This is a genomic window from Phycicoccus ginsengisoli, from assembly GCF_054779295.1.
Genome location: NZ_BAAGYN010000006.1, coordinates 90,781 through 112,610, shown reverse-complemented (window position 1 = coordinate 112,610; position 21,830 = coordinate 90,781). Strand labels below are relative to the sequence as shown.

Annotated in this window: 22 protein-coding genes; 10 read left to right on the top strand and 12 right to left on the bottom strand. The window is 72.0% G+C overall.

From position 1 onward, the window contains the following. Positions 1–59: 59 nt before the first annotated feature. The 7 genes from ACYVDO_RS11675 to ACYVDO_RS11645 form a co-directional block, all read right to left on the bottom strand. On the bottom strand, positions 60–557 hold the full coding sequence (locus ACYVDO_RS11675; RefSeq protein ID WP_460936001.1) for a methylated-DNA--[protein]-cysteine S-methyltransferase: 498 nt from the start codon (positions 555–557) through the stop codon (positions 60–62). Between the two features lie 101 nt (positions 558–658). Continuing rightward, on the bottom strand, positions 659–1,087 hold the full coding sequence (locus ACYVDO_RS11670; protein ID WP_460935999.1) for an HIT family protein: 429 nt from the start codon (positions 1,085–1,087) through the stop codon (positions 659–661). A gap of 9 nt (positions 1,088–1,096) precedes the next feature. Further along, positions 1,097–1,975 carry a DUF1295 domain-containing protein gene (locus ACYVDO_RS11665; RefSeq protein ID WP_460935997.1) on the bottom strand — a complete coding sequence of 293 codons (879 nt, stop codon included), beginning with the start codon at positions 1,973–1,975 and terminating at the stop codon, positions 1,097–1,099. Beyond that, positions 1,972–3,306, bottom strand: coding sequence for a class I SAM-dependent methyltransferase (locus ACYVDO_RS11660; RefSeq protein ID WP_460935995.1), 1,335 nt, complete (start codon positions 3,304–3,306; stop codon positions 1,972–1,974). Before ACYVDO_RS11660 ends, ACYVDO_RS11665 begins: the two co-directional genes overlap by 4 nt. Then, positions 3,303–4,637, bottom strand: coding sequence for a class I SAM-dependent methyltransferase (locus tag ACYVDO_RS11655; protein WP_460935993.1), 1,335 nt, complete (start codon positions 4,635–4,637; stop codon positions 3,303–3,305). The genes ACYVDO_RS11660 and ACYVDO_RS11655 overlap by 4 nt, the downstream gene beginning before the upstream one ends. Further along, positions 4,634–5,365: a DUF1365 domain-containing protein gene (locus tag ACYVDO_RS11650; protein ID WP_460935991.1), complete on the bottom strand. Its 732-nt coding sequence runs from the start codon at positions 5,363–5,365 to the stop codon at positions 4,634–4,636. Before ACYVDO_RS11650 ends, ACYVDO_RS11655 begins: the two co-directional genes overlap by 4 nt. Then, a complete protein-coding gene (locus ACYVDO_RS11645; RefSeq protein WP_460935989.1) occupies positions 5,362–6,714 on the bottom strand; it encodes an NAD(P)/FAD-dependent oxidoreductase in 1,353 nt (450 codons plus the stop codon). Before ACYVDO_RS11645 ends, ACYVDO_RS11650 begins: the two co-directional genes overlap by 4 nt. Before the next feature lie 459 nt (positions 6,715–7,173). On the opposite strand from ACYVDO_RS11645, the gene ACYVDO_RS11640 reads away from it, so the two are divergent. Continuing rightward, the gene (locus tag ACYVDO_RS11640) at positions 7,174–8,091 is read left to right on the top strand and encodes a MerR family transcriptional regulator (protein ID WP_460935986.1); all 918 of its coding nucleotides are present in this window, start codon (positions 7,174–7,176) and stop codon (positions 8,089–8,091) included. A 115-nt stretch (positions 8,092–8,206) separates the two neighbouring features. Here the strand turns inward: ACYVDO_RS11640 and ACYVDO_RS11635 are convergent, their stop codons facing one another. Further along, the gene (locus ACYVDO_RS11635; protein WP_460935984.1) at positions 8,207–9,676 is read right to left on the bottom strand and encodes an MFS transporter; all 1,470 of its coding nucleotides are present in this window, start codon (positions 9,674–9,676) and stop codon (positions 8,207–8,209) included. 169 nt (positions 9,677–9,845) lie between these two features. Here ACYVDO_RS11635 and ACYVDO_RS11630 point away from each other — a divergent pair, with 169 nt between their 5' ends. Then, entirely contained in the window at positions 9,846–10,442 is a 597-nt protein-coding gene (locus ACYVDO_RS11630) for a TetR/AcrR family transcriptional regulator (RefSeq protein WP_460935982.1), read from the top strand. An 11-nt stretch (positions 10,443–10,453) separates the two neighbouring features. Here the strand turns inward: ACYVDO_RS11630 and bla are convergent, their stop codons facing one another. Next, positions 10,454–11,287, bottom strand: coding sequence for a class A beta-lactamase (bla, locus tag ACYVDO_RS11625; protein WP_460935980.1), 834 nt, complete (start codon positions 11,285–11,287; stop codon positions 10,454–10,456). A gap of 109 nt (positions 11,288–11,396) precedes the next feature. Here bla and ACYVDO_RS11620 point away from each other — a divergent pair, with 109 nt between their 5' ends. Genes ACYVDO_RS11620 through ACYVDO_RS11610 form a run of 3 tightly spaced genes read left to right on the top strand, consistent with a single transcriptional unit; the run spans position 11,397 to position 13,611 of the window. Beyond that, the gene (locus ACYVDO_RS11620) at positions 11,397–11,855 is read left to right on the top strand and encodes a MarR family winged helix-turn-helix transcriptional regulator (protein WP_460935978.1); all 459 of its coding nucleotides are present in this window, start codon (positions 11,397–11,399) and stop codon (positions 11,853–11,855) included. 26 nt (positions 11,856–11,881) lie between these two features. Next, positions 11,882–13,285, top strand: coding sequence for an MFS transporter (locus tag ACYVDO_RS11615; RefSeq protein WP_460935976.1), 1,404 nt, complete (start codon positions 11,882–11,884; stop codon positions 13,283–13,285). 32 nt (positions 13,286–13,317) lie between these two features. After that, positions 13,318–13,611, top strand: a complete 294-nt coding sequence (locus ACYVDO_RS11610) for a DUF1330 domain-containing protein (RefSeq protein WP_460935974.1) — start codon at positions 13,318–13,320, stop codon at positions 13,609–13,611. A 942-nt stretch (positions 13,612–14,553) separates the two neighbouring features. Here the strand turns inward: ACYVDO_RS11610 and ACYVDO_RS11605 are convergent. Next, the gene (locus tag ACYVDO_RS11605) at positions 14,554–15,186 is read right to left on the bottom strand and encodes a TetR/AcrR family transcriptional regulator (RefSeq protein ID WP_460935972.1); all 633 of its coding nucleotides are present in this window, start codon (positions 15,184–15,186) and stop codon (positions 14,554–14,556) included. Positions 15,187–15,457: 271 nt separating this feature from the next. On the opposite strand from ACYVDO_RS11605, the gene ACYVDO_RS11600 reads away from it, so the two are divergent. The 5 genes from ACYVDO_RS11600 to msrA all read left to right on the top strand — a co-directional run bounded on the left by ACYVDO_RS11600 (position 15,458) and on the right by msrA (position 20,397). Beyond that, complete coding sequence (locus ACYVDO_RS11600; protein WP_460935970.1) at positions 15,458–16,228, top strand: SDR family NAD(P)-dependent oxidoreductase; 771 nt, start codon at positions 15,458–15,460, stop codon at positions 16,226–16,228. Positions 16,229–16,394: 166 nt separating this feature from the next. After that, positions 16,395–17,528: a transaldolase gene (gene tal / locus ACYVDO_RS11595; RefSeq protein ID WP_460935968.1), complete on the top strand. Its 1,134-nt coding sequence runs from the start codon at positions 16,395–16,397 to the stop codon at positions 17,526–17,528. Between the two features lie 79 nt (positions 17,529–17,607). Next, positions 17,608–19,032 carry a dihydrolipoyl dehydrogenase family protein gene (locus tag ACYVDO_RS11590; protein ID WP_460935966.1) on the top strand — a complete coding sequence of 475 codons (1,425 nt, stop codon included), beginning with the start codon at positions 17,608–17,610 and terminating at the stop codon, positions 19,030–19,032. After that, the gene (locus ACYVDO_RS11585; protein ID WP_460935964.1) at positions 19,029–19,772 is read left to right on the top strand and encodes a hypothetical protein; all 744 of its coding nucleotides are present in this window, start codon (positions 19,029–19,031) and stop codon (positions 19,770–19,772) included. The genes ACYVDO_RS11590 and ACYVDO_RS11585 overlap by 4 nt, the downstream gene beginning before the upstream one ends. Positions 19,773–19,836: 64 nt before the next feature. Further along, the gene (msrA, locus tag ACYVDO_RS11580) at positions 19,837–20,397 is read left to right on the top strand and encodes a peptide-methionine (S)-S-oxide reductase MsrA (RefSeq protein WP_460935962.1); all 561 of its coding nucleotides are present in this window, start codon (positions 19,837–19,839) and stop codon (positions 20,395–20,397) included. A 144-nt stretch (positions 20,398–20,541) separates the two neighbouring features. Here the strand turns inward: msrA and ACYVDO_RS11575 are convergent, their stop codons facing one another. Next, on the bottom strand, positions 20,542–21,042 hold the full coding sequence (locus tag ACYVDO_RS11575; protein ID WP_460935960.1) for a GTP cyclohydrolase I: 501 nt from the start codon (positions 21,040–21,042) through the stop codon (positions 20,542–20,544). A 324-nt stretch (positions 21,043–21,366) separates the two neighbouring features. Beyond that, complete coding sequence (locus ACYVDO_RS11570) at positions 21,367–21,747, bottom strand: GNAT family N-acetyltransferase (RefSeq protein WP_460935958.1); 381 nt, start codon at positions 21,745–21,747, stop codon at positions 21,367–21,369. Between the last annotated feature and the right edge of the window lie 83 nt (positions 21,748–21,830).

The following is a 21,830-nucleotide window of genomic DNA, read 5'->3' as shown; positions in this document are numbered from 1 at the left end:
GTCCCAGCAGCCGGTGCGACCGGGATCACGTCCGCGGTCCGGGCCGTCTCGCGGACCGGTCAGAACAGGCGTTGGGCGCGGGTCTCCTCGGTCTCCTCGAGGGCCAGGAGGAACCGCTTGCGGTCGAGGCCGCCCGCGTAGCCAACCAGGCTGCCGTCGGCGCCGATCACCCGGTGGCAGGGGACGACGATGGCGATGGGGTTGCGCCCGTTGGCGAAGCCGACCGCCTGGCTGAGGTTGACGTCGCCCAGCGCCCGGGCGAGGTCGCCGTAGGACCGGGTCTGGCCGTAGGGGATCTCGCGCAGCAGGGCCCAGACGCGCTGCTTGAACTCGTCGCCGCGGGGTGCCAGCGGCAGGTCGAACTCGGTGCGCTCCCGGGCGAAGTACTCGGCCAGCTGGCGCACCGCCTCGGCCCCGGCGACGTCGTCCCGCTCCCCCAGCTCCTCCGCCGCCGGCGCGTGCTTCTGGCTGTAGGTCATGACGCGCGTGACGGCACCGGCGTCGGACACGACGGTGATGTCGCCGATCGGCGACGGCATGACGGTGTGGGTCGGCACGACCCGATTGTGGCGCACGGCGCCGACAGCCCGGCCCGGCCCATCCATTCCTGGCAGAGTCCGGTCCGGCCTGGCCTGGCCCGGCCTGGCCTGGCACAGGGCTACTCGGGTGGTGCCTCGAGGGCGGCCCGCAGGCGCGCGGCATACTCCTGCGCCTCATCGTCGGAGGAGTAGCGGGTGCGTGGCCAGAAGAACCCGCGCAGCCCGTCACCCTTGGTCCGCGGCACGACGTGCCAGTGCAGGTGCGGCACCGACTGCGACACGACGTTGTTGGCCGCCACGAAGGAGCCCTGCGAACCCAGCCCGACGGGCATCGCGGCAGCCGTGCGCTGGACCGCCCCCATCAGCGTGGGCAGCAGCTCGCGAGGCAGGTCGGGCAGCGTGTCCACGTGGATCCGCGGCACGAGCAGGACGTGGCCCTTGAAGACCGGCCGCGTGTCGAGGAAGCCCAGCACCAGGGGCTCGTCGAGGACGGTGAACGACGGCACGGCGCCGTCGGCGATCCGGCAGAAGAGGCAGTCGTCGGGCACGGACGGACCCTATCCCCGCTCCGACCCCACGGCCCGGCGTGGCGGTCGAGGCAGGAAGTAGCTGGTCCGCTGCTGGTACTCCCGGTACCCCGGGCGCTCGGCCATGTGCCGCTCGAGGAGCCTGGCACCGGTGCCGTAGACGAGGAAGTAGGTCATGACGACGGGCGACAGCACGGTGAGCACACCCGGCCAGGCGCTGGCGGCGACGAGGAACAGGCCCCACCAGACGCTGGAGTCGCCGAAGTAGTTCGGGTGACGGGTCCACGACCACAGGCCGCGGTCCATGACCTTCCCCTTGTTCGACGCGTCGGCCTTGAACCGCGCGAGCTGGGCGTCGCCGACCGCCTCGAAGGTGACGCCGAGCAGCCAGAGCAGGGCCCCGACGACCGCGACCCACACCACCCCGTCGCCGGCTGCCGCGCTGACCTGCACCGGCAGGGAGACGAACCACAGGGCGGCACCCTGCACGGCGTAGACCTTGCGGATCGCCACGAGGGTCGGGTTGCCGCTCTCCTTCTCCAGCATCTCGACGTAGCGCGGGTCCTCCCCCTTGCCGGCGTTGCGGCGGGTGACGTGCCACGCCAGGCGCAGGCCCCACACGGCCACGAGCACCAGGACGAGCAGGCGGCGCCAGCCGGCGCCGTCACCGACGAGCGCGGACACCAGCGCGACGAGGACGAAGCCCAGGCCCCACGTGGTGTCGACGACGCTGACCCGCCCCTGGCGGTGGCCCACGACCGCCGTGACCGCCATGAGCAGGACGAGTGCGAGCAGCGACGCCCCGGTCACGGCCCAGAAGCTGCCGAGGTCGAACCCGGCGGTGGACGAGCCGGACGCGACGGTCGCGGTGGACAGGCCGGTCGCCACCAGGGCGACGGTCGCGCTCACGACCAGCCCACCGGCCGGACCGGCTCGACCGCCGACCGGCCACGGCCGTCCGGGCGGACGGACAGGATCTGGTCGACCCCCATGCGGCCGTCGCGGAAGGCCATCGAACCGCCCACGAGGTAGAGCCGCCAGACGCGCGCGACCTCCTCGCCGACGAGGTCGACGGCGCGGTCCCAGTTGGCCTCGAAGGTGTCGTGCCAGGCGTCGACCGTGCGCACGTAGTGCTCGCGCAGCGCGTGCACGTCCCGGACCTCCAGGCCCGAGCCCTCGATCAGGGCGACCGTGTCGCCGACCGGCCGCATGTGCATGTCGGGGGCGATGAACTGCTCGATGAAGGGGCCGCCACCGGGGTGCCGCCCACGCCGTGACATCTGCTGCACCAGCACCCGCCCGCCCGGGCGGACCGCGTCGTGCAGGACCTTGGCGTAGGTCGGGTAGTTGCGCTCGCCGACGTGCTCCCCCATCTCCAGCGACACGACCGCGTCGAAGCCGGTGTCGGGGACGGCGCGGTAGTCCTGCAGCCGGATCTCGACCCGGTCCTGCAGGCCCCGCTCACGGATGCGTTCGTCGATGAAGCGCTTCTGCTCGGCGGCGATGGTCACCCCGGTGACTCGCGCGCCGAAGTGCTCCGCGGCGTACAGGCTCATCGAGCCCCAGCCGCACCCGACGTCGAGCAGGCGCGATCCCTCACTCAGGCCGAGCTTGTGGCCGACCAGCTCGAACTTGTCGCGCTGGGCGTCCTCGACGGTGTAGCCGGGGTCGTCGGAGCGCCAGTAGCCGCACGAGTAGGCGAGGTGCGGGTCGAGGATGAGCTGGTAGAAGTCGTTCGACAGGTCGTAGTGGTGGGAGATCGCTGCCCGGTCGCGGCGCCGGCTGTGCAGGCGGCCCTTGACGACGGCCTGGCTGACGGGTGGGGGCAGCGGGCGGCCCAGCACGCCCGCGCTGCGCGCCAGGCGGACCACTCCCGCCACGACCGACGGCGTGGGGCGTATGCCGCTGAGCCCGCGCTGCCTCGCGACCGTCCACACGTGCGTGAGGGCGGCGTCGAGGTCGCCCTCGACGTCGAGCTCGCCCGTCACGTAGGCCTGCGCGGCTCCCAGCTCCCCCGGGTGCCGCAGCAGCCGTCGCAGCGCACGGGGCGAGCGCACGACGACGTGCGGGGCGTCGGCCGGGCCGGCGCTGCTGCCGTCCCAGAGCGTCAGCCGGACGGGGAGCTCGCCGCCGACGACGGGGGCGAGCGCCTCCGCGAGCTGGGGGGCCAGGCCAGGGCGTGCGGAACCCGTTGCGGCAGAGGCGGACTCGGACGCACGTGCGGTGTCGAGGGCGGTCATGCGGTCACCTCGCGGCGGAAGGCCAGCTGCTGGACGTCGAGGTAGCCGGAGCGGAAGCCGGCCTCGGAGTACTGCAGGTAGAAGTGCCACATCCGGTCGAAGACCTCGTCGAAGCCGAGCCGGTGGACCCGCTCGAGGGCGCCGAGGTAGCGCTCGTCCCACAGCCGCAGTGTCTCGGCGTAGTGGCGGCCGAACGACAGGCGCTCGGTGAGCCGGAGCCCGGTGTGCTCCCGGGTGACGTCGGCCAGGGCCTCGGTGGAGGGCAGGAACCCGCCGGGGAAGATGTACTTGTTGATCCACGTGTAGGTGTTGCGGGTCACCAGCATCCGGTCGTGCGGCATGGTGATCGCCTGGATCGCGACCGACCCGCCGGGGGCCAGGACCCGGTCGATCGTCTGGAAGTAGTCCTTCCAGTACTGGTGGCCGACCGCCTCGATCATCTCGACGGACACCACCGCGTCGAACTCACCCTGGACGGCGCGGTAGTCGAGCAGCTCGACGTCCACGCGGTCGGAGAAGCCGGCTGCCGCCACCCGCTCGCGGGCCAGCTCCTGCTGCTCGCTCGACAGGGTGACGGTCAGGACCGACGCGCCTCGCGCTGCCGCCCGGATGGCGAGCTCGCCCCAGCCGGAGCCGATCTCGAGCACCCGGGTGCCGTCGCCGACCCGGGCGGCGTCGAGGATGCGGTCGATCTTGCGCTCCTGGGCCACCCGGAGGTCCGGCCACGAGGGGGCGACCGGCGCCGGGCTGGTCAGGGCCGTCTCCCCCGAGACCGACGCGACCCGCTGCGCGGGGGCGTCGAACAGGGCGGAGGAGTACGACAGGGTGTCGTCGAGGAACGTCGCGAACAGGTCGTTGGACAGGTCGTAGTGCCGGGCGATGTTGCTGCGGGTGTTGCGGGTGGTGTTGCGCTCGGTGGACGGGTGCCGCGCGACGTAGAAGGCGCGCAGCCGCTGCAGCGGGGCCGGGATGAGGGTGGCCATCTGGGCGGCGAACACCTCGAGCAGGTCTGCCAGCTGCGGGGAGTCCCAGTCGCCGGCCATGTACGACTCGCCGAAGCCGATCAGCGCCTTGGAGCCGACCGCGGCATAGAACGCCTCGGGGCGCACGAGCCGCATGAGCGGAGCCGCAGGGTCGTTCGCGCCACCGCCGAACACCTCGCCGTCAGCCTCGACCCGCACGGCCAGACGCCGCACGGCGGAGCGGAAGAGCTGGCGGGCGATGGCCGACTCCACGCCGCGGCGCACGCGGTCCCGTGACGCCGCGAGGTCGGGCCAGCGGACCGGGTCGATCGTGGGACGGGACGCGAGAACGGGGTCAGCGGTGGTCACTGGACGGCCTCCTGGTGGTGCGGGGGTCGGGGTTGGACGGGCAGCCGGCGCAGCCAGAGCCAGATCCCGTGGACGCGGATCCGGGCCATGACCGCAAGCGGCTCGAGCGGTTGGGTGAGGGCGAGGCGCAGCACGCTGCGGGTGGTCACGGGCAGGGCCACGCCGGTCATGCCGGCGACGAAGGGCTCCTGGCCGTCGCGGTGGAGGACGACGCCCACGCGCAGCCGGTCGCCGGGCTCGGGCACCGTCAGGGTGTAGCGCCCGGAGACGTCGTTGAACGGGGACACGTAGAGCGCCTTGTCGACCTCGGCCCGACCCTTCTCGTCCGGCCGGACGAGGTAGGCGTGCCGGTCGCCGTAGGTGTTGTGCACCTCGACCACCGTGGCGACGAGACGGTCCTCGGCGTCGTGGCACCAGTGGACGCTGATCGGGTTGAACACCGCGCCCAGCACCCTGGGCATGGCGAGCATGAGGATGCGCCCGCCGCCCAGGTCGACACCCTGGGTGGCGAGGAACGCGTCGAGGTTCTGCCGGAGGGTCCGGGTGGGGTCGCCGAGGTGGTCCCGGGCGCAGAACCGGGCCAGCGGTGCGAGCGGGCCCAGGCGGGGCAGGTCGTCGAGGTCGACCAGCCACGTGTGGCTGCGGTGGGCGAACCGGTGCCGCAGCGGGGAGGTGCGGGCGTGGCGGATGCTCGTGCGGTAGATCCGGGTGCCCGAACCAGCCCTCACGAACCCACCGCCACCGGGACCGCATCGCCGTCGGGGTCGGCGTGGCGGTCGCGGCCGTCGAGGTCGGGGCGCGGCCCGGTGGCCCACTCGACCCCCAGCGCGCGGGCGGCCTGCACCCCCGAGCGGGCGCCGTCCTCGTGGAAGCCCCACCCGTGGTACGCGCCCGCGAAGGCGATGCGAGCGGAGTTGAGGAGAGGCAGCCTGCGTTGCGCCGCAACGGACTCCGGCGTGTAGAGGGGGTGCTCGTAGTGCATGGTGTCGATGACGAGCGCGGGGTCGACACGGTCCACGCCGTTCAGTGTGACGAGGAAGCGCCGGCCCGGCACGTCGATGCGCTGCAGCCGGGTGAGGTCGTACGTCACCAGCACGCCGGAGCCCTCCCCCGCAGGCCGGCGCCAGTAGTTCCACGAGGCCCGTGCCCCGGTCGTCCGCGGGAGCACCGACTCGTCGGTGTGGAGCTGGGCGACGTTGGAGGAGTAGTGGATGGCACCCAGGACCTCGCGCTGCAGGTCGGTCGCCTCGGGAAGCATCGACAGCGCCTGGTGCGGGTGGGTCGCGACGACCACCCGGTCGTACACCTCCCGGTCGCCGCGTGCGTCGTCGACGACGACGCCCTCCTCCCGCTCGACCACGGACACCACCGGCAGACCCACCCGGACGTCGTCGAGCCGTGCCGCGAGCGCCTCGACGTAGCGGGCGGAGCCGCCCACCACGGTGCGCCAGGTCGGCGAGCCGAACACCGAGAGCATCCCGTGGTGGTCGAGGAACTCGAAGAGGTACCGCGCCGGGTAGCGCAGGGACACGTCGGGGTCGCAGGACCACACCGCCGCGACGACGGGCTCGAGGAAGTGCCGCGCGAAGTAGTCGCTGAACCGCACCCGGGCGACGAACTGGCCCAGCGTCTCGTCGCGGTCGGCGTCGTCGTCGTCGCGGGCCAGCACCGCCCGGGCGGCGCGGTGGAACCGCTTCACCTCTCCCAGCATGCGCAGGTATGCCGGGTCGGCCAGGTTGCGGGGACGCGGGAACAGCCCGCGGGCGCCCTTGGCACCGGCGTACTCCAGCCCCGCCTCGTCGTCTCGGATGGACATGCTCATGTCCGAGTCCTGGGTCTGGACCCCGAGCTCGTCGAAGAGCCGCAGCAACGTCGGGTACGTGCGGTCGTTGTGCACGATGAAGCCGGTGTCGACACCGACGACGCGGTCCCCCACCGCGACCTCGTGCGTGTCCGCGTGACCGCCGAGCCGGCCGTCCGCCTCGTAGAGGGTCACCGGCCCGTCCTGTGCGAGGACGTGCGCGGCGGCCAGGCCGGCGATCCCGCTGCCGATCACCGCGCTGCGTGCTGCGGACATCACTGTGCCTCTCCTCGGGGACGTCGTGGGCCATTCGTCGTGCAGCGGCAGCCGGATTGGGCGCGCCCTCGGGGGGCAGCACTCGCCGTGCGGCCCCGGGCGGGTGTGGCTGTCCCCGGTGCGGCGGTGGTCACCGTGCGGCGGCGATCAGGCCGAGGCGTGTCCGGGGAGGAACGGACCACGCGGCCCGCGGCGGGCGACGGGGGCGCGGCCATGGGCGCCATCCTGTCAGCCGCGGGCCCCAACGGCAGGGCGACGGTGAAGGGCGACCGGGCGGCTACGGCCCGGCTCCAGGGACCCGTTGAGGGATGGACGGGACGGATCCCCGGAGCCGGACACGACCTTCGATGGTGCACGAACCCGGGCGTACAACCCCTGTCCGTGGTTCGCCTCTCGAGCATGCGCCTCCGATCGCTTGTTGTCCAGCCTTTGTCCAAGGATGAGGGGTAACCTCGCACCGTGCACACCATCGGCACCACAGCGGCCCTGACGGGGGTCCCCGTCGCGACCCTGCGCGCTTGGGAGCGCCGGTACGCCGTCGTGGCCCCGGCACGAACCGAGTCCGGGTACCGCCTCTACGACGACCGCGCGGTCCGGCTGCTGACCGCGATGGCGGCCCTGGTGGCCGCCGGGTGGTCGCCACGCGACGCCGCCGCGCACGTGGCGGAGAGCCACCCGGACGCCACCCCCGAGGAGCCGGAGCCCGCCGGCGCACCGGGCGCCGGGGGTCCTGCGACAGGGTCCGGGCTCGACCTGGGCGCGCTGTCCCGCGCGGCGGGGCGCCTGGACCCCCGGCTGGCCGAGGCGGCGCTCGACCAGGCCTTTGCGCTCACCGGGCCCGAGCAGGCCGTCGACGGGTGGCTCCTCCCGGCGCTGCGCGTGCTGGGGCGTGACTGGCGAGCGGGACGGGTCGACGTCGCGGGTGAGCACCTCGTGAGCAACGTGGTGCAGCGCCGGCTCGGGGCCGCCCTCGACGCCGCGGGCCCGGAGCCGAGCCACGGCCAGGTCCTGGTCGGCCTGCCGCGCGGGGTCCGGCACGAGCTGGGGGTCCTGGCCTTCGCCGTCCTGCTGCGGCGGGCGGGCACGGCCGTCGCCTACCTGGGTGCCGACGTACCTCCCGCCAGCTGGGCGGCCGCCGTGCGTGCCCACCTCCCGGCCGCGGTGGTCCTCGGCGTCCCGTCCCCCACCGACGTGGTCGCCACGCGGGAGGCCGTGGCCGTCCTGCGCACGAGCGCGTCGCCGCCGCGGGTCTACGTCGGCGGGTCCGCCCAGCACCAGGTCGGCCAGGGGACGACCGTCCTCGGACACCACCTGGGCACCGCCGTCGAGCGCCTGGTCCAGGACCTCCGGAAGCGCCACCCCGCCACGGGTGCCTGACCGGCAGCCGGCACGGCCGGGCCCACCCCTGCACGGCACGGCGGCCGCGGACGCGTGCGTGGCACGGCGGTGCCCCCACCGGCCGGTCGGCTGGTGGGGGCACCGTCACCGCGGGTCAGGCAGCCGGTTCGAGCACGACCTCCCGCACCGGTACCGCGACCGGCCGCGGGGTCCGGCCCCGACGACCGAGGACGAGCACCAGCACGACCGCGACGGCGACCAGGGCGGCTGCCACGGCGAACCCACGGTCGGCACCGAGGACGAAGAGCTCCTTGGCGGAGGCCGTGGCGTCCGGCCCGGACGCGGCGCCCCGCCCGGCGGACGCGAAGACCGTCACCAGCACCGCCAGCCCGACCGCGCCGCCGAGCTGCTGGGTGACGTTGACCAGGCCCGAGGCGACACCGGCCTCGTGCGGCGCGACGCGCACCATGCCGGCCTCGGTCAGCGGCACGAACGCCGTGCCGTTGCCGAGCGCGAAGACGACCATCGACACGACGAGCTGGGGGTAGGTGGTGTCGACGTCGACCCTGGTGAGCAGGACCAGGCCGAGGACCGACAGGGTCATGCCGACGAGCATGACGACGCGGGCGCCGTACCGCGGCACGAGGACCCGGGTGGCCAGCTGGGAGCTGACGAACACGGACACCGGGAACGGGACGAACGCCATACCCGTGCGCACGGCCGACCAGCCGAGGACCAGCTGGAAGTACTGGCTCAGGAAGAAGAACGCGCCCATGCTCCCCGCCACGAGCAGCAGCCGCGCCGTGTAGGCGGCGACGCGCTCGCGGTCGGCGAACAGGTGCAGGGGCACGATGGGCTGGGAGACCCGGCGCTCGACGACCACGAAGCCGCCGAGCAGCACGACCGAGGCGACGAACGAGGCGATCGCCGAGACACTGCCCCACCCGTCCGCGGCGGCAGAGATGAAGCCGTAGACCAACGCGGTCATGCCGGCCGTCGAGAGCAGGCTGCCCAGGACGTCGACGCGGCCGTGCCGGGCGCGGCTCGCCGGCAGTGCCCGGCGCGACAGCACGAGCACGACCAGGCCGATCGGCACGTTGACGAACATGACCCACCGCCAGGAGGCGAACGAGGTCAGGATGCCGCCGGCGATCAGGCCGATCGCCGCGCCGCTGGCCGAGACGATCGTGTAGTAGCCGATGGCGCGGGTGCGGTCGCGGGCCTGCGGGTACAGGCCCATGAGGATCGCTAGGGCGGACGGCGCGACCAGGGCGGCGCCGACGCCCTGCGCCGCCCGGGCGAGGAAGAGGTGGCTGCCGGCGCCGGCGAAGCCGCCGAGCAGGGAGGCTGCGGTGAACAGCGTCATGCCGACGGCGAAGACGGTGCGGCGGCCGAAGAGGTCACCGGCGCGGGCGCCGAGCAGCAGCAGGCCGCCGAAGGCCAGCGTGTAGGCGTTGACGACCCAGGACAGGTCCGCCGGGGCGATGTGCAGCGCCTGCTGCATGTCCGGCAGCGCGATGTTCACGATGGCCGAGTCCAGCACGATCATCATCTGGGTCGTCAGGACGACGGCGAGGGGTAGCCAGGTCCGGGTGGGCGTGGCCGGGGTGGAGGTGGAGCTCATGGGGTGGGAGGTCCTTCCCGACAGGGCGTATCATGGTGGTGAAGCGGAGGCCTCCTCCGCGTCGCTGCGAAGACGAGGTCGGTGGCGGAAGCGCCACGAAGCGGAGAGAACCTCCGCTTCCCAGAACTATACGGAGCCTTCCTCCGTTTATGCAAGGTGGGATTGCCTGATGGGTGCCGACGAGGCCAAGCCGCTGCGAGCCGACGCCGCCCGCAACCGCGCCCGGCTGCTCGACAGCGCGACCACCCTGTTCTCCGAGCGCGGCGTGGAGACCTCGCTCGACGACGTCGCCAAGGCAGCCGGCGTGGGCATCGGCACGCTCTACCGCCACTTCCCGACCCGGGACGACCTGGTGCTCGCCGTCTACGGCGCGCAGATCGACGGGCTCGACCAGCGGTCCCGCGAGCTGTCTACCGGCGAGGACCCGGGTGCGGCGCTGCGCGAGTGGATGCGGGGCTTCGTCGCCTTCTACGCGGTCAAGCAGGGCATGGTGACGCTGCTGCGCGCCATGATGAACGACGGGCGGTCCGAGCACTTCGAGCACACCCGCGAGACCCTCCGGCTGGCGGCCGAGCGGATGCTGGCCCCCGCGATCGAGGCCGGCGTCATCCGCGACGACGTGGCGGCGGCCGACCTGCTGCGGGCCCTGGGTGGCATCTGCCTGACCAGCGAGCCGCGCAGCGTCAGCCCGGAGTCGACGCTCGCCCTGGTCGACCTCGTGTACGACGGCCTGCGTTTCGGGGCCAAGGCTCCCGCCCCCGCCTGAGCGTCGGGCTCTCAGTCCTTGGGCACCAGGCCCGCGACCACGAGCTCAGCCGCCTCGGCGATCAACCCGTCGTCGTAGTCGGCCTCCTCCTCCTGGCGGCTGGAGAGCACCGCGAGCACGATCGGCGCTCGGCCCGGGGGCCGGATGACAGCGATGTCGTTGCGGGTGCCGTAGCCCCCGGAGCCGGTCTTGTCCCCGACGACCCAACCGTCCGGGACGCCGGCCCTGATCAGCTCGTCCCCCGTGGTGTTGTCGCGCAACCAGCCGTTGAGCAGGTCACGGTCGGCGGGATCGAGTGCGTCGTCGACGGCGTACGCGCGCAGGTCCTCGGCCAGGGCGCGAGGGGTGCTGGTGTCGCGGCTGTCCCCCGGTGTCGCCTGGTTCAACGAGGTCTCCCAGCGCGACGGCTCGGTGACCCGGTCGCCGAGCTCGCGGAGCTGCCCCTTGAGTCCCTGCGGTCCCCCCAGGCGGCGCAGCACCAGGTTGGCCGCGGAGTTGTCGCTGTACCGGACGGCCGCATCGCCTATCGCGCGCAGCGTCATCCCCTCGTCGACGTGCCGCTCGGTGATCGGGGAGTAGGTCACCAGGTCCTCTGCCGAGTACCGCACCACCTGGTCGAGCTCGGCGTCCGTGGTCTCGTCGAGCAGCGCTGCGGCAGCGAGCGCCTTGAACGTCGAGCAGTAGGCGAACCGCTCGTTCGCACGGTACGCCGCGGTCGCACCGGTTCCGGTGTCGACCGCGTAGACCCCGAGGCGGGCGTCGAACCTCTGCTCCAGCTGCCGGAACTTCTCCCGCTGGACTGTCGTGGCCGGCGCCGAGCTCGACGCGGTGGCCGGCGCCCACACCCCGCCGCGGCCACCAGCCCGGACGCCGCACTCCTCATGATCACTCCTTGTCGAGAGGTGACTCGGCAATTTCCATAAAGTATGAATATACAACTGTTATGCTTTCCCCATGCCAGCCCAGGACTCCGCACTCGACGCGTCCGCAGCCGTCGGTGCAGCCCTCTACGGGCTGGCCACCAGGGCCGCGAGACGCCTGCCCAGGGACCTGAGCCTGACGTCAGCCGCCACCCTCGCCACCTTGGACCGGACCGGCCCCCAGCGCATCACCGACCTGGCGGCGGTCGAGGGCGTCACCCAGCCCGCGATGACCACCCTGGTCCGGGTGCTGGCGGAGTCCGGGCTGGTCGAGCGGAGGGGCGACGCGTCCGACAAACGGATCACGCTGGTCTGCCTGACCCAGGCCGGGGCCTCCTACGTCCGGGCACGACGTCAGGCCGGCGTCCACGCGTTCGAGCGGTTGGTCGCCGAGCTCACCGATGGCGAGGTCGAGGCGCTGGTGGCGGCGCTTCCGGCGCTGCACCACCTGGCGGAGCTCGAGAGCCAGGACCGCGAACGGCCGAGGCAGTGACCCGGCTGCGGGTCCGTGGGGTCGCGGTGACTGCGTCCGCAGGGGCCGGTCCCGAGGCGCGGCTGTTGGTCCCCGCCCTGGTGTTCGTCGCCCTGGTCGTGGCCGCGGTCGCCAGCCTGGGGACGCCGCTCATCACCAGCGTGGCGACCGCGTTCCACGTCCCGCTCGGCAGCGCGCAGTGGACGCTGACCGTCGCGCTGCTCAGCGGTGCCGTCGCCACACCGGTCCTGGGTCGACTCGGAGCCGGCCCGCACCGGCGGGCCACGATCCTCACCACGCTGGCGGTCGTCGTCGCCGGCAGCGCGCTCACCGTGCTGCCGCTGCCGTTCGCGTGGCTGCTGGCCGGCAGGGCGGCCCAGGGCGTCGGGCTCGGGCTGACGGCGCTGATGATGGGGGTGGCGCGCGACCACCTCTCCGAGGAGCGCGGCGCGGCCGTGATCGCCCTGATCTCGGTGGTGTCGATCATCGGGGCCGGCGTCGGCTACCCGCTGGCCGCGCTGCTCGCCGAGCTCGGCGGGGTCCGGGCCGCGTACGGCCTCGGCCTCGTGGTCACCGCAGCCGCCCTCCTGACCGCCTGGCGCTCCGTGCCCGAAGCCCCCGAGGGCCGCTCCAGCCACGTGGACGTGACAGGAGCGTTCGTCCTCGCCGCCGCGCTGCTCCTGGTCCTGCTCCTCGCCGGCGAACGGACCCTCTGGAGCCAGCACCTCGCTGGGGCGTCGGCCCTCGCCGCCCTCGCGGTGGTGCTGCTCTGCGCCTGGGCCGTCATCGAGCTGCGCAGCACCACACCACTGGTCGACGTGCGGGCGGTACGGCACCCAGCCGTCGCCGGGGCGAACCTGGCGATGTTCGTCGGTGGGATCGGGATGTACCTCCTGCTCACGCTCATCACCCGGTACGCGCAGACGCCCCAGGGCGTCGGCTACGGCTTCGGGCTGACGACCTTCGTCGCGGGGCTGGTCCTCATCCCGTTCTCGGTGCTGGGCTTCGTGGCCGGCAAGCTCACGCCTCGGGTCCGGACGCGGCTCGCCGATCCCCTGCTCCTCGCCGGCAGCGCGGTCGTGGTCGGTGCCGGGTTCGCCCTGTTCGCCGCGGCCCGGTCGAACCTGGCCGAGCTGTTCGCAGCGATGGGCGTCCTCGGCTTCGGTGTCGGCGGCTTCTCGGCCGCGATGCCCGGCGTCATCCTGGCCGTCACCCCCAGGAGCGAGACGTCGAGCGCCATGAGCTTCAACTACGTCGTCCGCAGCGTGGGCTACTCCCTGGGCAGCGCCATCGGCGGCCTGGTCCTCGCCGCGGGCACCAGCCCCCACCACCTCTTCCCCGACGACGGCGCCTACACCACCGCGGCGCTCATCGGCGTCGGCGCCATGGCGATCACGACCCTGGCCAGCCTGGCCCTCGCCCGCCGACGCCCACCTCGGACCACCCCGTGAGAGATGCACCCACCCCGACAGTTGGAGGTTCCATGCCCAAGGGCTACTGGGTCAGCGCCTACCGCAGCATCTCGGACCCTGTGAAGCTGGCTGCCTACGACGAGCTGGCCCGTGCGGCCGTCTCGGCCGGAGGCGGTCGTGTCCTCTCCCGTGGCAGCCGCGTCGAGGCGCATGACGCCGGCATCGCCGAGCGCACCCTCCTCATCGAGTTCGACAGCTTCGAGCACGCCGTCGCGGCGCACCGGAGTGCGGCGTACCAGGAGGCGCTGGCCGCCCTCTCCGACACTGTCGAGCGCGACTTCCGCATCGTCGAGGGCGTCGACTGACCGAGGTCCGGCCGCAGCCGGGCGGCCGGAGCCGGGCGGCCGCGGACGTGTGGGCCGGGGCGTGTGGGCTCGGCGCCGGCCCGGTCGGCGTGGCGAGCGAAAGACGGGGCGGACGGCCCTGAGCCGGTCGGGGGATGCTGGAGGTCGGCGCGGTACGACGACGAAGGCCCGGACCGTGTGGTCCGGGCCTTCGTCTCGCCGATGCGTCCTCCAGCTACCGTCGCAGTGCCACAGGGTCACGCAGCTCCGTGAACGGGCTCTTCAGGGCCAGCGTGGTGATGCTGGAGAGGGTCGTCCCCCGCGGCGTCTGGCACATCGGCGAGGGCGTCGTCCAGTCAACGGAGGAGCTGCTCGAAGTTCGTTTCGGCGGGCGTCCATGAAGAACTCCAGGTGACGGCGTGGGTCGCCGGAGGGAGGCGCACGGAGGGTGCTGCTGTCGGGGCGGCCTTCGCCGCGGCGCCGTAGGAGTTCGGAGTGCAACAGGTGCTTGGCCCGGTCCGGTAGGCGTCCGGCGGCGGTGGTCACGGACCCAAGTTCGGGATGGCGCGCCCCCGGACCATGACTCGCCCCGCGTGGCCGTCGCCGTTCCTGGCAGAGCCGGGTTGTTACCTGAGTCGCCGCCGCACCGCGGCGCTCATCTGGTCGAGCGTGAACCCGAGGGGCTTCACCCGCCGGATGACCAAGATCTTCTCGACGTCAGTCTCGGTGTACTGACGGAACCCGATGTCCTGGTCGGTGGGTCGTGATGCGGGTGACCCGCCTGGCACGGAGATGCCGGCCAAGGTCACCTCGGGTGTGGCAGGACCCGCACTGGCCTGGTGGGTGGAGGTACCGAGCGATGCCGCTCCTCGCGTGAGCCTGTACCGAGCCTGCTGCGGCTCCTGCCCTGATTGCGCGAGAGAGGCGCGCGGCCGTACTGGCCGTGGATCCGACCTAGGCCCCTCAGGCGGCCTTCTCGGCGTAGGTGCTGATGTGTTCGAGCGCCATGTTCAGCGACGCCTCCATCGGTGCCGCACCGTGGGCGGCTTGGGAGAGCAGGTACCCGCCTTGCAGGGCGGCCATGAGCCCGGTGGCCAAGCGGTCGGTGTCTGCGTCCGGGCGAAGGGCGCCATTGGCTTGCATGCGGTCCAGGGCGCCCTTCATGAGCATCTCCCAGGTGTGGAAGTGCTCGGTCAAGGACGCCAACGCGCTCTCGTCCTGATCGGCGAGCTCGCTGAGTAGCGATCCGAGGGCGCACCCGTGTGCGCCGCGGCGCAGGTCGACACGGTTGACAGCCGCGTCTCGCCACCGTTGGAGGCCGCGCATCGAGTCGACCCGGCCCAGCAGGGCGGCCTCACGTTCGAGGATGCGCTCGGCACGTCGGGCGATGACCGCGGCGACGAGCGCTTCCTTGTCGGGGTAGTGGTGGTAGAGCTGGGACTTGCTGACGCCGGTGGCCGCCCTGACGTCGTCGAGGCGAGTGCGGTTGACCCCGTGAACGAGGATGAGCTCGTCGGCAGCCTGCAGGATTCGGGCGCGCGTAGCGGCTCCTCGAGCTGTCAGCCGTGGGGGTTGCTGACCCTGGTCACCGGGCACGGAAAAACCATATCTGTCGGACCGGACACCCGTATAGGGGCGGACCCGTTGGTCCACTAAACTTCGATCCTTTTGTGCCGCGACGTTGCTCATTCCTCCCCCGGCAGCGAGCGGGCCGCGACCTGCCATCAGGGGTGCCCGCCCGGCGGACAAATCCGGTCAGTGAGTAAGGAACAGCCCTGGCCTGGCACCTACCTCCACAGCTTCGCACCGACGGAGCGAGCCGCGTCCCGTTTTGGGGCGGCAACAATCGAACCTGGAGGTTCCCGCAATGTCAGATCGTTTCGCAGGCCGCAAGCTGGTCGTCACCGGAGGCAGCAGCGGCATGGGCCTGGCCACCGCCGCCACGGTCACCGCCGAGGGCGGCTTCGCCGTCCTACTCGGTCGCAACCAGTCCAAGCTGGACGAAGCGGTCCAGTACCTGGGTGGCAGCGCCCATGTCACGACGATCGCCGGTGACCTGAACGACCCGGAACAGGTCGCCACAATGGTCGACACCCTCGCACGCGACCACGCGGACGCCAGCATGCTCGTGAACTCCGCTGGGTTCTTCATCCCCAAGCCCTTCCTCGAGTACGAGGCCGCCGACTACGACTCCTACCTCGACATCAACCGCGGCACGTTCTTCCTCACCCAAGGGGTTGTCCGAGCGATGATCGCCCGCGGCGGCGGCTCCATCGTGAACATCGGCTCCATGTGGGCGCACCAGGCCCTCGCGGCCACCCCCTCGTCCGGGTACTCGATGGCCAAGGCCGGACTGCACGCGCTCACGCACAACCTTGCGATCGAGCTGGCCGGCGAGCACATCAGGGTGAACGCGGTCGCCCCTGCCGTGGTCGCCACCCCCTTGTACGAGGGGTTCCTGCCCAAGGAGGGACTCGAGGACACCCTCCACACGTTCGACGCCGTCCACCCCCTGGGACGCATTGGCACCGCGCAGGACATCGCCGCCGCCGTGGCCTACCTGCTGTCCGACGACGCGAGTTGGGTGACGGGAAGCATCGTCAACGTCGACGGCGGCATCATGGCCGGCCGCAACTGAGGCGACCGCGCCCACCGGGACCAGCGCACGGGCGAGGATCGACCCCCTTCCGCGTCTTCGACCCTTCGGCGCACTCATGGCAGCCCTACGGGAGTGACGTCCCACCTCCCGTAGGGCTGCCACCAAGCACCCACCCCACATGCACCCGAACCGGACGAGGACCGCGATGACCTGGACCGTGTACGACGACCTCACCCGTGCCGGGGTGTCGATCTGGCTCGACAACCTCAGCCGCGCCATCCTCGTCAACGGTGACCTTCGACGGCACGCCGAGCGCCGCAACGTCGTCGGGGTGACCAGCAACCCGACCATCTTCGAAGCGGCACTGGCCGACGGCAGCCACTACGACTCCCAGGTGGCGCAGCTGCGCGCCGCGGGCGTCGATGCCGCCGGTGCTGCGGAGGTCATCACGGTCCGCGACGTGCAGGAAGCATGCGACCAGCTCCTCGGTGTGTGGCGCGCCAGCACCGGCCGTGACGGGCGCGTCTCCCTGGAGGTGGACCCACGAGCGGCCGCCGACGCCGACGCCATGACGAGCCAGGCGATACGCCTGAGCCACCTGGTCGACCGGCCCAACCTCATGGTGAAGGTCCCCGCGACCGATGCGGGCCTGTCCGCGATCACCCGGGCCACCGGTGAAGGCATCAGCGTGAACGTCACGCTGATCTTCTCCGCCGACCGGTACGCCCAGGTGGCCCAGGCGTACATGGACGGTGTGGAGCTGGCCTTGGCGAACGGTCACCCCTCGGCGGGCATCCACTGCGTAGCGTCGTTCTTCGTCTCGCGCATCGACACCGAAGTCGACCGGCGCCTGGACGGGCTGCAGGCAGCGCCGGCGCACCTTCGCGGCAAGGCCGCCGTCGCCACGGCCATCACCGCCTACGAGCACTTCCAGAACAGTGTGCAGTCGCGTCGGTGGCTGCAGCTGCAGCGGCAGGGTGCGCAGGTGCAGCGACTGCTGTGGGCATCCACCGGCGTCAAGGACCCGGCCTACTCCACGACCAGGTACGTCACGCACCTGGTCGCCCCCCACACCGTGAGCACGATGCCGCCCGCCACGCTCGAGGCGGTATCCCAGATCGCCACCCCGATCGTCGACGCGGTCACACCCAACTTCGCGTGGGCGCGCTCCCTGCTGGACGAGGTCACCACGGCGGGGGTTGACCTGCGCGACGTGGCCGCCACGCTGGAACGCGAGGGCGTGGCCAAGTTCGTGACCGCCTGGGAGGCGCTCCTGGCCCGGCTGGAACGCCAGCTGCGCGACTGCAACCCAACCTCGTGTCCGGCCCAACGGCGGTAAGGCGGGGCCACCCGCGGGACACAAGCCCCTCACGGCGAGCACAACCGCGCTCGCCCCCATCGCAGTGGAAAGGCTGGCGGTGCAACGCAGCGAGTACGACGTGGTCGTCCTGGGGGCAGGCGCCGCCGGTGAGAATGCGGCGGAGGGTGTCGTCCGCGGCGGCCTGAGCGCCGTCCTGGTCGAGCAGGACCTCGTGGGCGGCGAGTGCTCGTACTGGGCCTGCATCCCATCGAAGGCGCTGCTGCGGCCAGGTTCGGCACTACATGCCGCCCGCGCCGTGGCCGGCTCCGCGCAGGCGGCGGCGGGCCAGCTGGACGTGGCCGCGGTTCTGCGGCGAAGGGACGAGTGGGTGAACCACTGGTCCGACAGCAGCCAGGTCGACTGGGCCAACGAGGCCGGCATCCCCGTGCTGCGCGGCACGGCGCGGCTCGCTGGTGCGAGGGAGGTTGTCGTCACGGGTACCGGCGGCGGGGATGAGGTCGTGCACGCCCGCCACGCAGTTGTGGTGGCGACCGGGTCGGAGGCGGCACTCCCCGCCATCGACGGGTTGCGTAGTGCCCGGCCCTGGACGTCGCGAGAAGCGACCAGCGTGCAGCGCGTTCCGGCGTCGTTGACCATCGTCGGTGGCGGCGTCGTCGCCGTGGAGATGGCCACCCTCTTCGCGTGCCTGGGCAGCACCGTCCACATGGTCGCCCGGTCGACGCTGTTGTCGTCGCTGGAGCCGTTCTGCGGCGACCTCATCGCCCGAGCCCTCGAGGAGCGTGGGGTCCGCGTTCACCTGCACACCGGCCTCACCGGCGTGATTCGCCGCGGCGAGCAGGTGGAGGTGACCACCACCGACGGTACGGTCCTGAGCAGCGACGAAGTGCTCATCGCGACCGGGCGCCAACCACGAACAGGTGACCTTGGCCTGGAGGCCGTCGGCCTCACCCCTGGGGCGTGGCTGGTCACGGACGACTCCATGCGCGTCGACGGCCACGACTGGCTGTACGCGGTCGGCGACGTCACCGGCCGCGCCCTGCTCACCCATCAGGGCAAGTACCAGGGCAGGGCCGCTGCTGCCGCCATCGTCGCCCGGGCCGGCAGCCGCGCAGCCCTGTTCACCGCATGGGGCGACGCGTCCGCAACGGCCGACGGGCGCGCCGTCCCCCAGGTCATCTTCACCGACCCCGAGATCGCGACCGTCGGCTTGACCACGCGGGACGCGGCCGAACGCGGCCTTCGCGTGGAGGTCGTCGACTACGACCTCGGCGCCGTCTCCGGTGCCGGGCTGCACGCGGACAACTACACCGGTCAAGCCCGGATGATCGTGAACCGGGACACCGGCGCAGTGCTCGGCGTCACGTTCGCCGGCCCCGACGTGGGCGAGCTCCTTCACGCCGCGACCGTCGCCATCGTCGGGCAGGTGCCGGTCGAACGGCTGTGGCACGCCGTTCCGGCATACCCGACCATCAGCGAGGTGTGGCTTCGGATGCTCGAGGCGCACCGGCGGCAAACCCGATGAGGCGCATTCCGGCACAGAACCGGGTGCTGCCCACCGGTCAGATCGTGTCCGTCCCGGCTCGCGGGGCGTGGATGGGCAACCGCGGCCAGCTCCACTACGACGACGGCATCCGGCAGGTGGCCCGCGCAAGCCATACCCGGACGTGGCTCATCTGCACACTGGACTTCAAGTCCCGGGTGTTGCCGCAGTGGGAGGCAGGCCACAACACCCAGCTCTTCTTCCATGACGAGGCCGTGGCCCTGGCAGCCGGGCACCGCCCGTGCGCCGAGTGCCGCCGGCCCCGGTTCAACCTGTACCGGGACCTGGCCTCACAAGCCCTCGCACGACAGCTGCGGGCGCCCGAGCTCGACCGCATCCTGCACACCCAGCGCCAGCCCGGCTCGCACGTCGACCCCGACCGGTACTGGTTCGCCCCGTGGGGTCTGCTTCCGACGGGGACCTTCGTCATCGGGGACGACGGCGCCCCCGAACTCGTGGTCGAGGGGAACCTCGTCACGTTCGATGCGGCGACCTACGCGTACGAGAACGCCCGCCCCCGTCCGAAAGCGGGAGCAGCGACCGTGCTCACGCCCGCGTTGACGGTGCAGGTGATGACCCTGGGCTACCGGCCGCACATCTCCGCCCAGGCCGCGTTCGCCAGGGCGAAACCGACCCCCTCAGTGTCGGGCGGCGAGCCGGACGCATCGACGACCTCGACACGGCGACCACTGCCGGATGACTCCGCAGGCGCCGACGACTGACAGATCCAACCACCCCGGCGCCCGAGCCTCGTGCGACGGCGCCGCCCAACGAAGGAGAAGATCCATGACCACCACGGACACGTCAGCTTCAGCCGGAGCAGCCCCCGAGGACTCGCACAGCGAGGTCGCCATCCTCGCCGGCGGCTGCTTCTGGGGCATGCAGGAGCTCATCCGCAAGCGGCCGGGAGTACTGCAGACGCGAGTCGGGTACACCGGGGGCGGCATCGCGAACCCGACGTACCGCAACCATGAAGGGCATGCGGAGGCGATCGAGATCCAGTTCGACCCGAGCGTGGTGTCGTTCCGGGAGCTGCTGGAGTTCTTCTTCCAGATCCACGACCCGTCCACGTTGAACCGGCAGGGCAACGACCGTGGCACCAGCTACCGGTCGGCCATCTTCTTCACCAGCCCCGCGCAGCAGGCGGAGGCGCTGGACACGATCGCGGACGTCGACGCGTCCGGGCTGTGGCCGGGCCCGGTCGTCACCGAGGTCACGCCCGCCTCCACGTTCTGGGAGGCCGAACCGGAGCACCAGGACTACCTGCAGCGGATCCCACACGGCTACACATGCCACTTCGCCCGACCCGGCTGGAAGCTTCCTCGGCGCATGCAGGCTCCCGCCTGACCCGACTGGCCGCCCCGGGTTCGCCTCGTCGGCGAGCTCTGCCTCACAACAACTGGCAGAGCTCGCCGATTTCGTGGCTCGGCACCGGCTGCTTGATGCCGGACACAGTCCAGAGCACCCTCGAGTGCGGCGCTCGGGGCCCGGTCAGCGGGTGCTGGTCAAGGACAGGAAGTGGGTACGCACCGAAGGCGTCTCCCGGAGCCGGCCCAGCAGAGTCGAGGACACGGTGACCCTCGGCTCGAACATGCCCAGGTCGCCATCGCAGGTGTGGTCAGCGTGGACGACAACACCGATGCCGCGCGGCTGCAGCTGACGGTCCAGCCAGTGCCCGACCTGGGACGCCAGCTGTTGCGGCGACTGCGGCTGGCGCGCGAAGTAGCTGACCACCCGGGTCGGCTCCGTCGCCGCCAGCAGGAAGTCGCCCGGGATGTACCCGATGTGGACCACACCCGACAGCGGCAGCATGTGCTCCTCGCACAGGGCGCGGAACCCGATGCTCTTGCTGACGATGAGCTCCTCGTAGTCAGCCCGGTTCGGGGAGACCTGGATGACGAGTTCCTGCCGGGTGACCATCTGCGTGAGCGCGTGGGCCATGTGCGTCGCCCTGGTCCCCAGCAGGTCGTCGATGTTCAGCGCAGTCAGCAAGGTCCTTGCGGCGGTCGTGACCTGCCCTGGGTCGATGCCAGATCTGGTGGCGGTTGGCGTTGCGGTATCAGTGCTGTCGTGAATCGGGGAGGGATTGCGCGGGCCTGCCGGTTCCGTGGCGCGCGGGCCCGGGTGGGTGCCGTCCGGTGGGGTGTTGCGACCGACCAGTGTCAGTCGCGGGCGACCGGGGTGAGTCTCTGTCACCGGTCCTGCCTTTCCGTGCCCTGCGCACTGCTTGGGGGTGCGTCGGACGAACCGACTACTGACCTGTTAGTGCGGCTGGCGGCGACGCCTTTACGCGCCAAGTCGTCGTCTGCCCTCAGGTCAGGTCCAGTTGCGGGTGTCGGCCAGGTCGGTCTTGCTGCGCCGCCACCGGCCTGGGTGGTCGGCGTCGATGACCGGCGCGTACTCGGGGTGGGCGTCCACGAACCGGCCGACGACCGGGCAGTAGTTCGTGACGGTGCCGCCGGCGGACCGGATGTCGTCCAGCGCGGTACGGACGAGCAGCGAGGCCAGGGACTGCCCTCGGTACTCCTCGTTGATGAACACGTGCGTGAGGACCCGGCGGCCTCCCTCCAGGCCGTAGACGAGCAGCCCGGCGGAGGCCCCGTCGACGAGGACCTCGTAGAACCCGCCGGCCTCGTCATGACGGACCGTGGCACGACCGGTGCCGGGCGTTGTCGGTGTGTTGGCTGGCTGGGTCATGGTGGGACTCCTTCAGGATCAGGGGGTGGTACCTGACGTGGGTGCCGCCCGGGGCTCGGATCTTCCATCGCCTTCCTTGGCTG

What these genes read in the sequence shown, in the direction of transcription:
- ACYVDO_RS11660 (WP_460935995.1), bottom strand. Translation starts at nt 3,306, where the DNA reads ATGACCGCCCTCGACACCGCACGTGCGTCCGAGTCCGCCTCTGCCGCA.
- ACYVDO_RS11645 (WP_460935989.1), bottom strand. Translation starts at nt 6,714, where the DNA reads ATGTCCGCAGCACGCAGCGCGGTGATCGGCAGCGGGATCGCCGGCCTG.
- ACYVDO_RS11635 (WP_460935984.1), bottom strand. Translation starts at nt 9,676, where the DNA reads ATGAGCTCCACCTCCACCCCGGCCACGCCCACCCGGACCTGGCTACCC.
- ACYVDO_RS11630 (WP_460935982.1), top strand. Translation starts at nt 9,846, where the DNA reads ATGGGTGCCGACGAGGCCAAGCCGCTGCGAGCCGACGCCGCCCGCAAC.
- ACYVDO_RS11620 (WP_460935978.1), top strand. Translation starts at nt 11,397, where the DNA reads ATGCCAGCCCAGGACTCCGCACTCGACGCGTCCGCAGCCGTCGGTGCA.
- ACYVDO_RS11610 (WP_460935974.1), top strand. Translation starts at nt 13,318, where the DNA reads ATGCCCAAGGGCTACTGGGTCAGCGCCTACCGCAGCATCTCGGACCCT.
- ACYVDO_RS11600 (WP_460935970.1), top strand. Translation starts at nt 15,458, where the DNA reads ATGTCAGATCGTTTCGCAGGCCGCAAGCTGGTCGTCACCGGAGGCAGC.
- tal (WP_460935968.1), top strand. Translation starts at nt 16,395, where the DNA reads ATGACCTGGACCGTGTACGACGACCTCACCCGTGCCGGGGTGTCGATC.
- ACYVDO_RS11585 (WP_460935964.1), top strand. Translation starts at nt 19,029, where the DNA reads ATGAGGCGCATTCCGGCACAGAACCGGGTGCTGCCCACCGGTCAGATC.
- msrA (WP_460935962.1), top strand. Translation starts at nt 19,837, where the DNA reads ATGACCACCACGGACACGTCAGCTTCAGCCGGAGCAGCCCCCGAGGAC.
- ACYVDO_RS11570 (WP_460935958.1), bottom strand. Translation starts at nt 21,747, where the DNA reads ATGACCCAGCCAGCCAACACACCGACAACGCCCGGCACCGGTCGTGCC.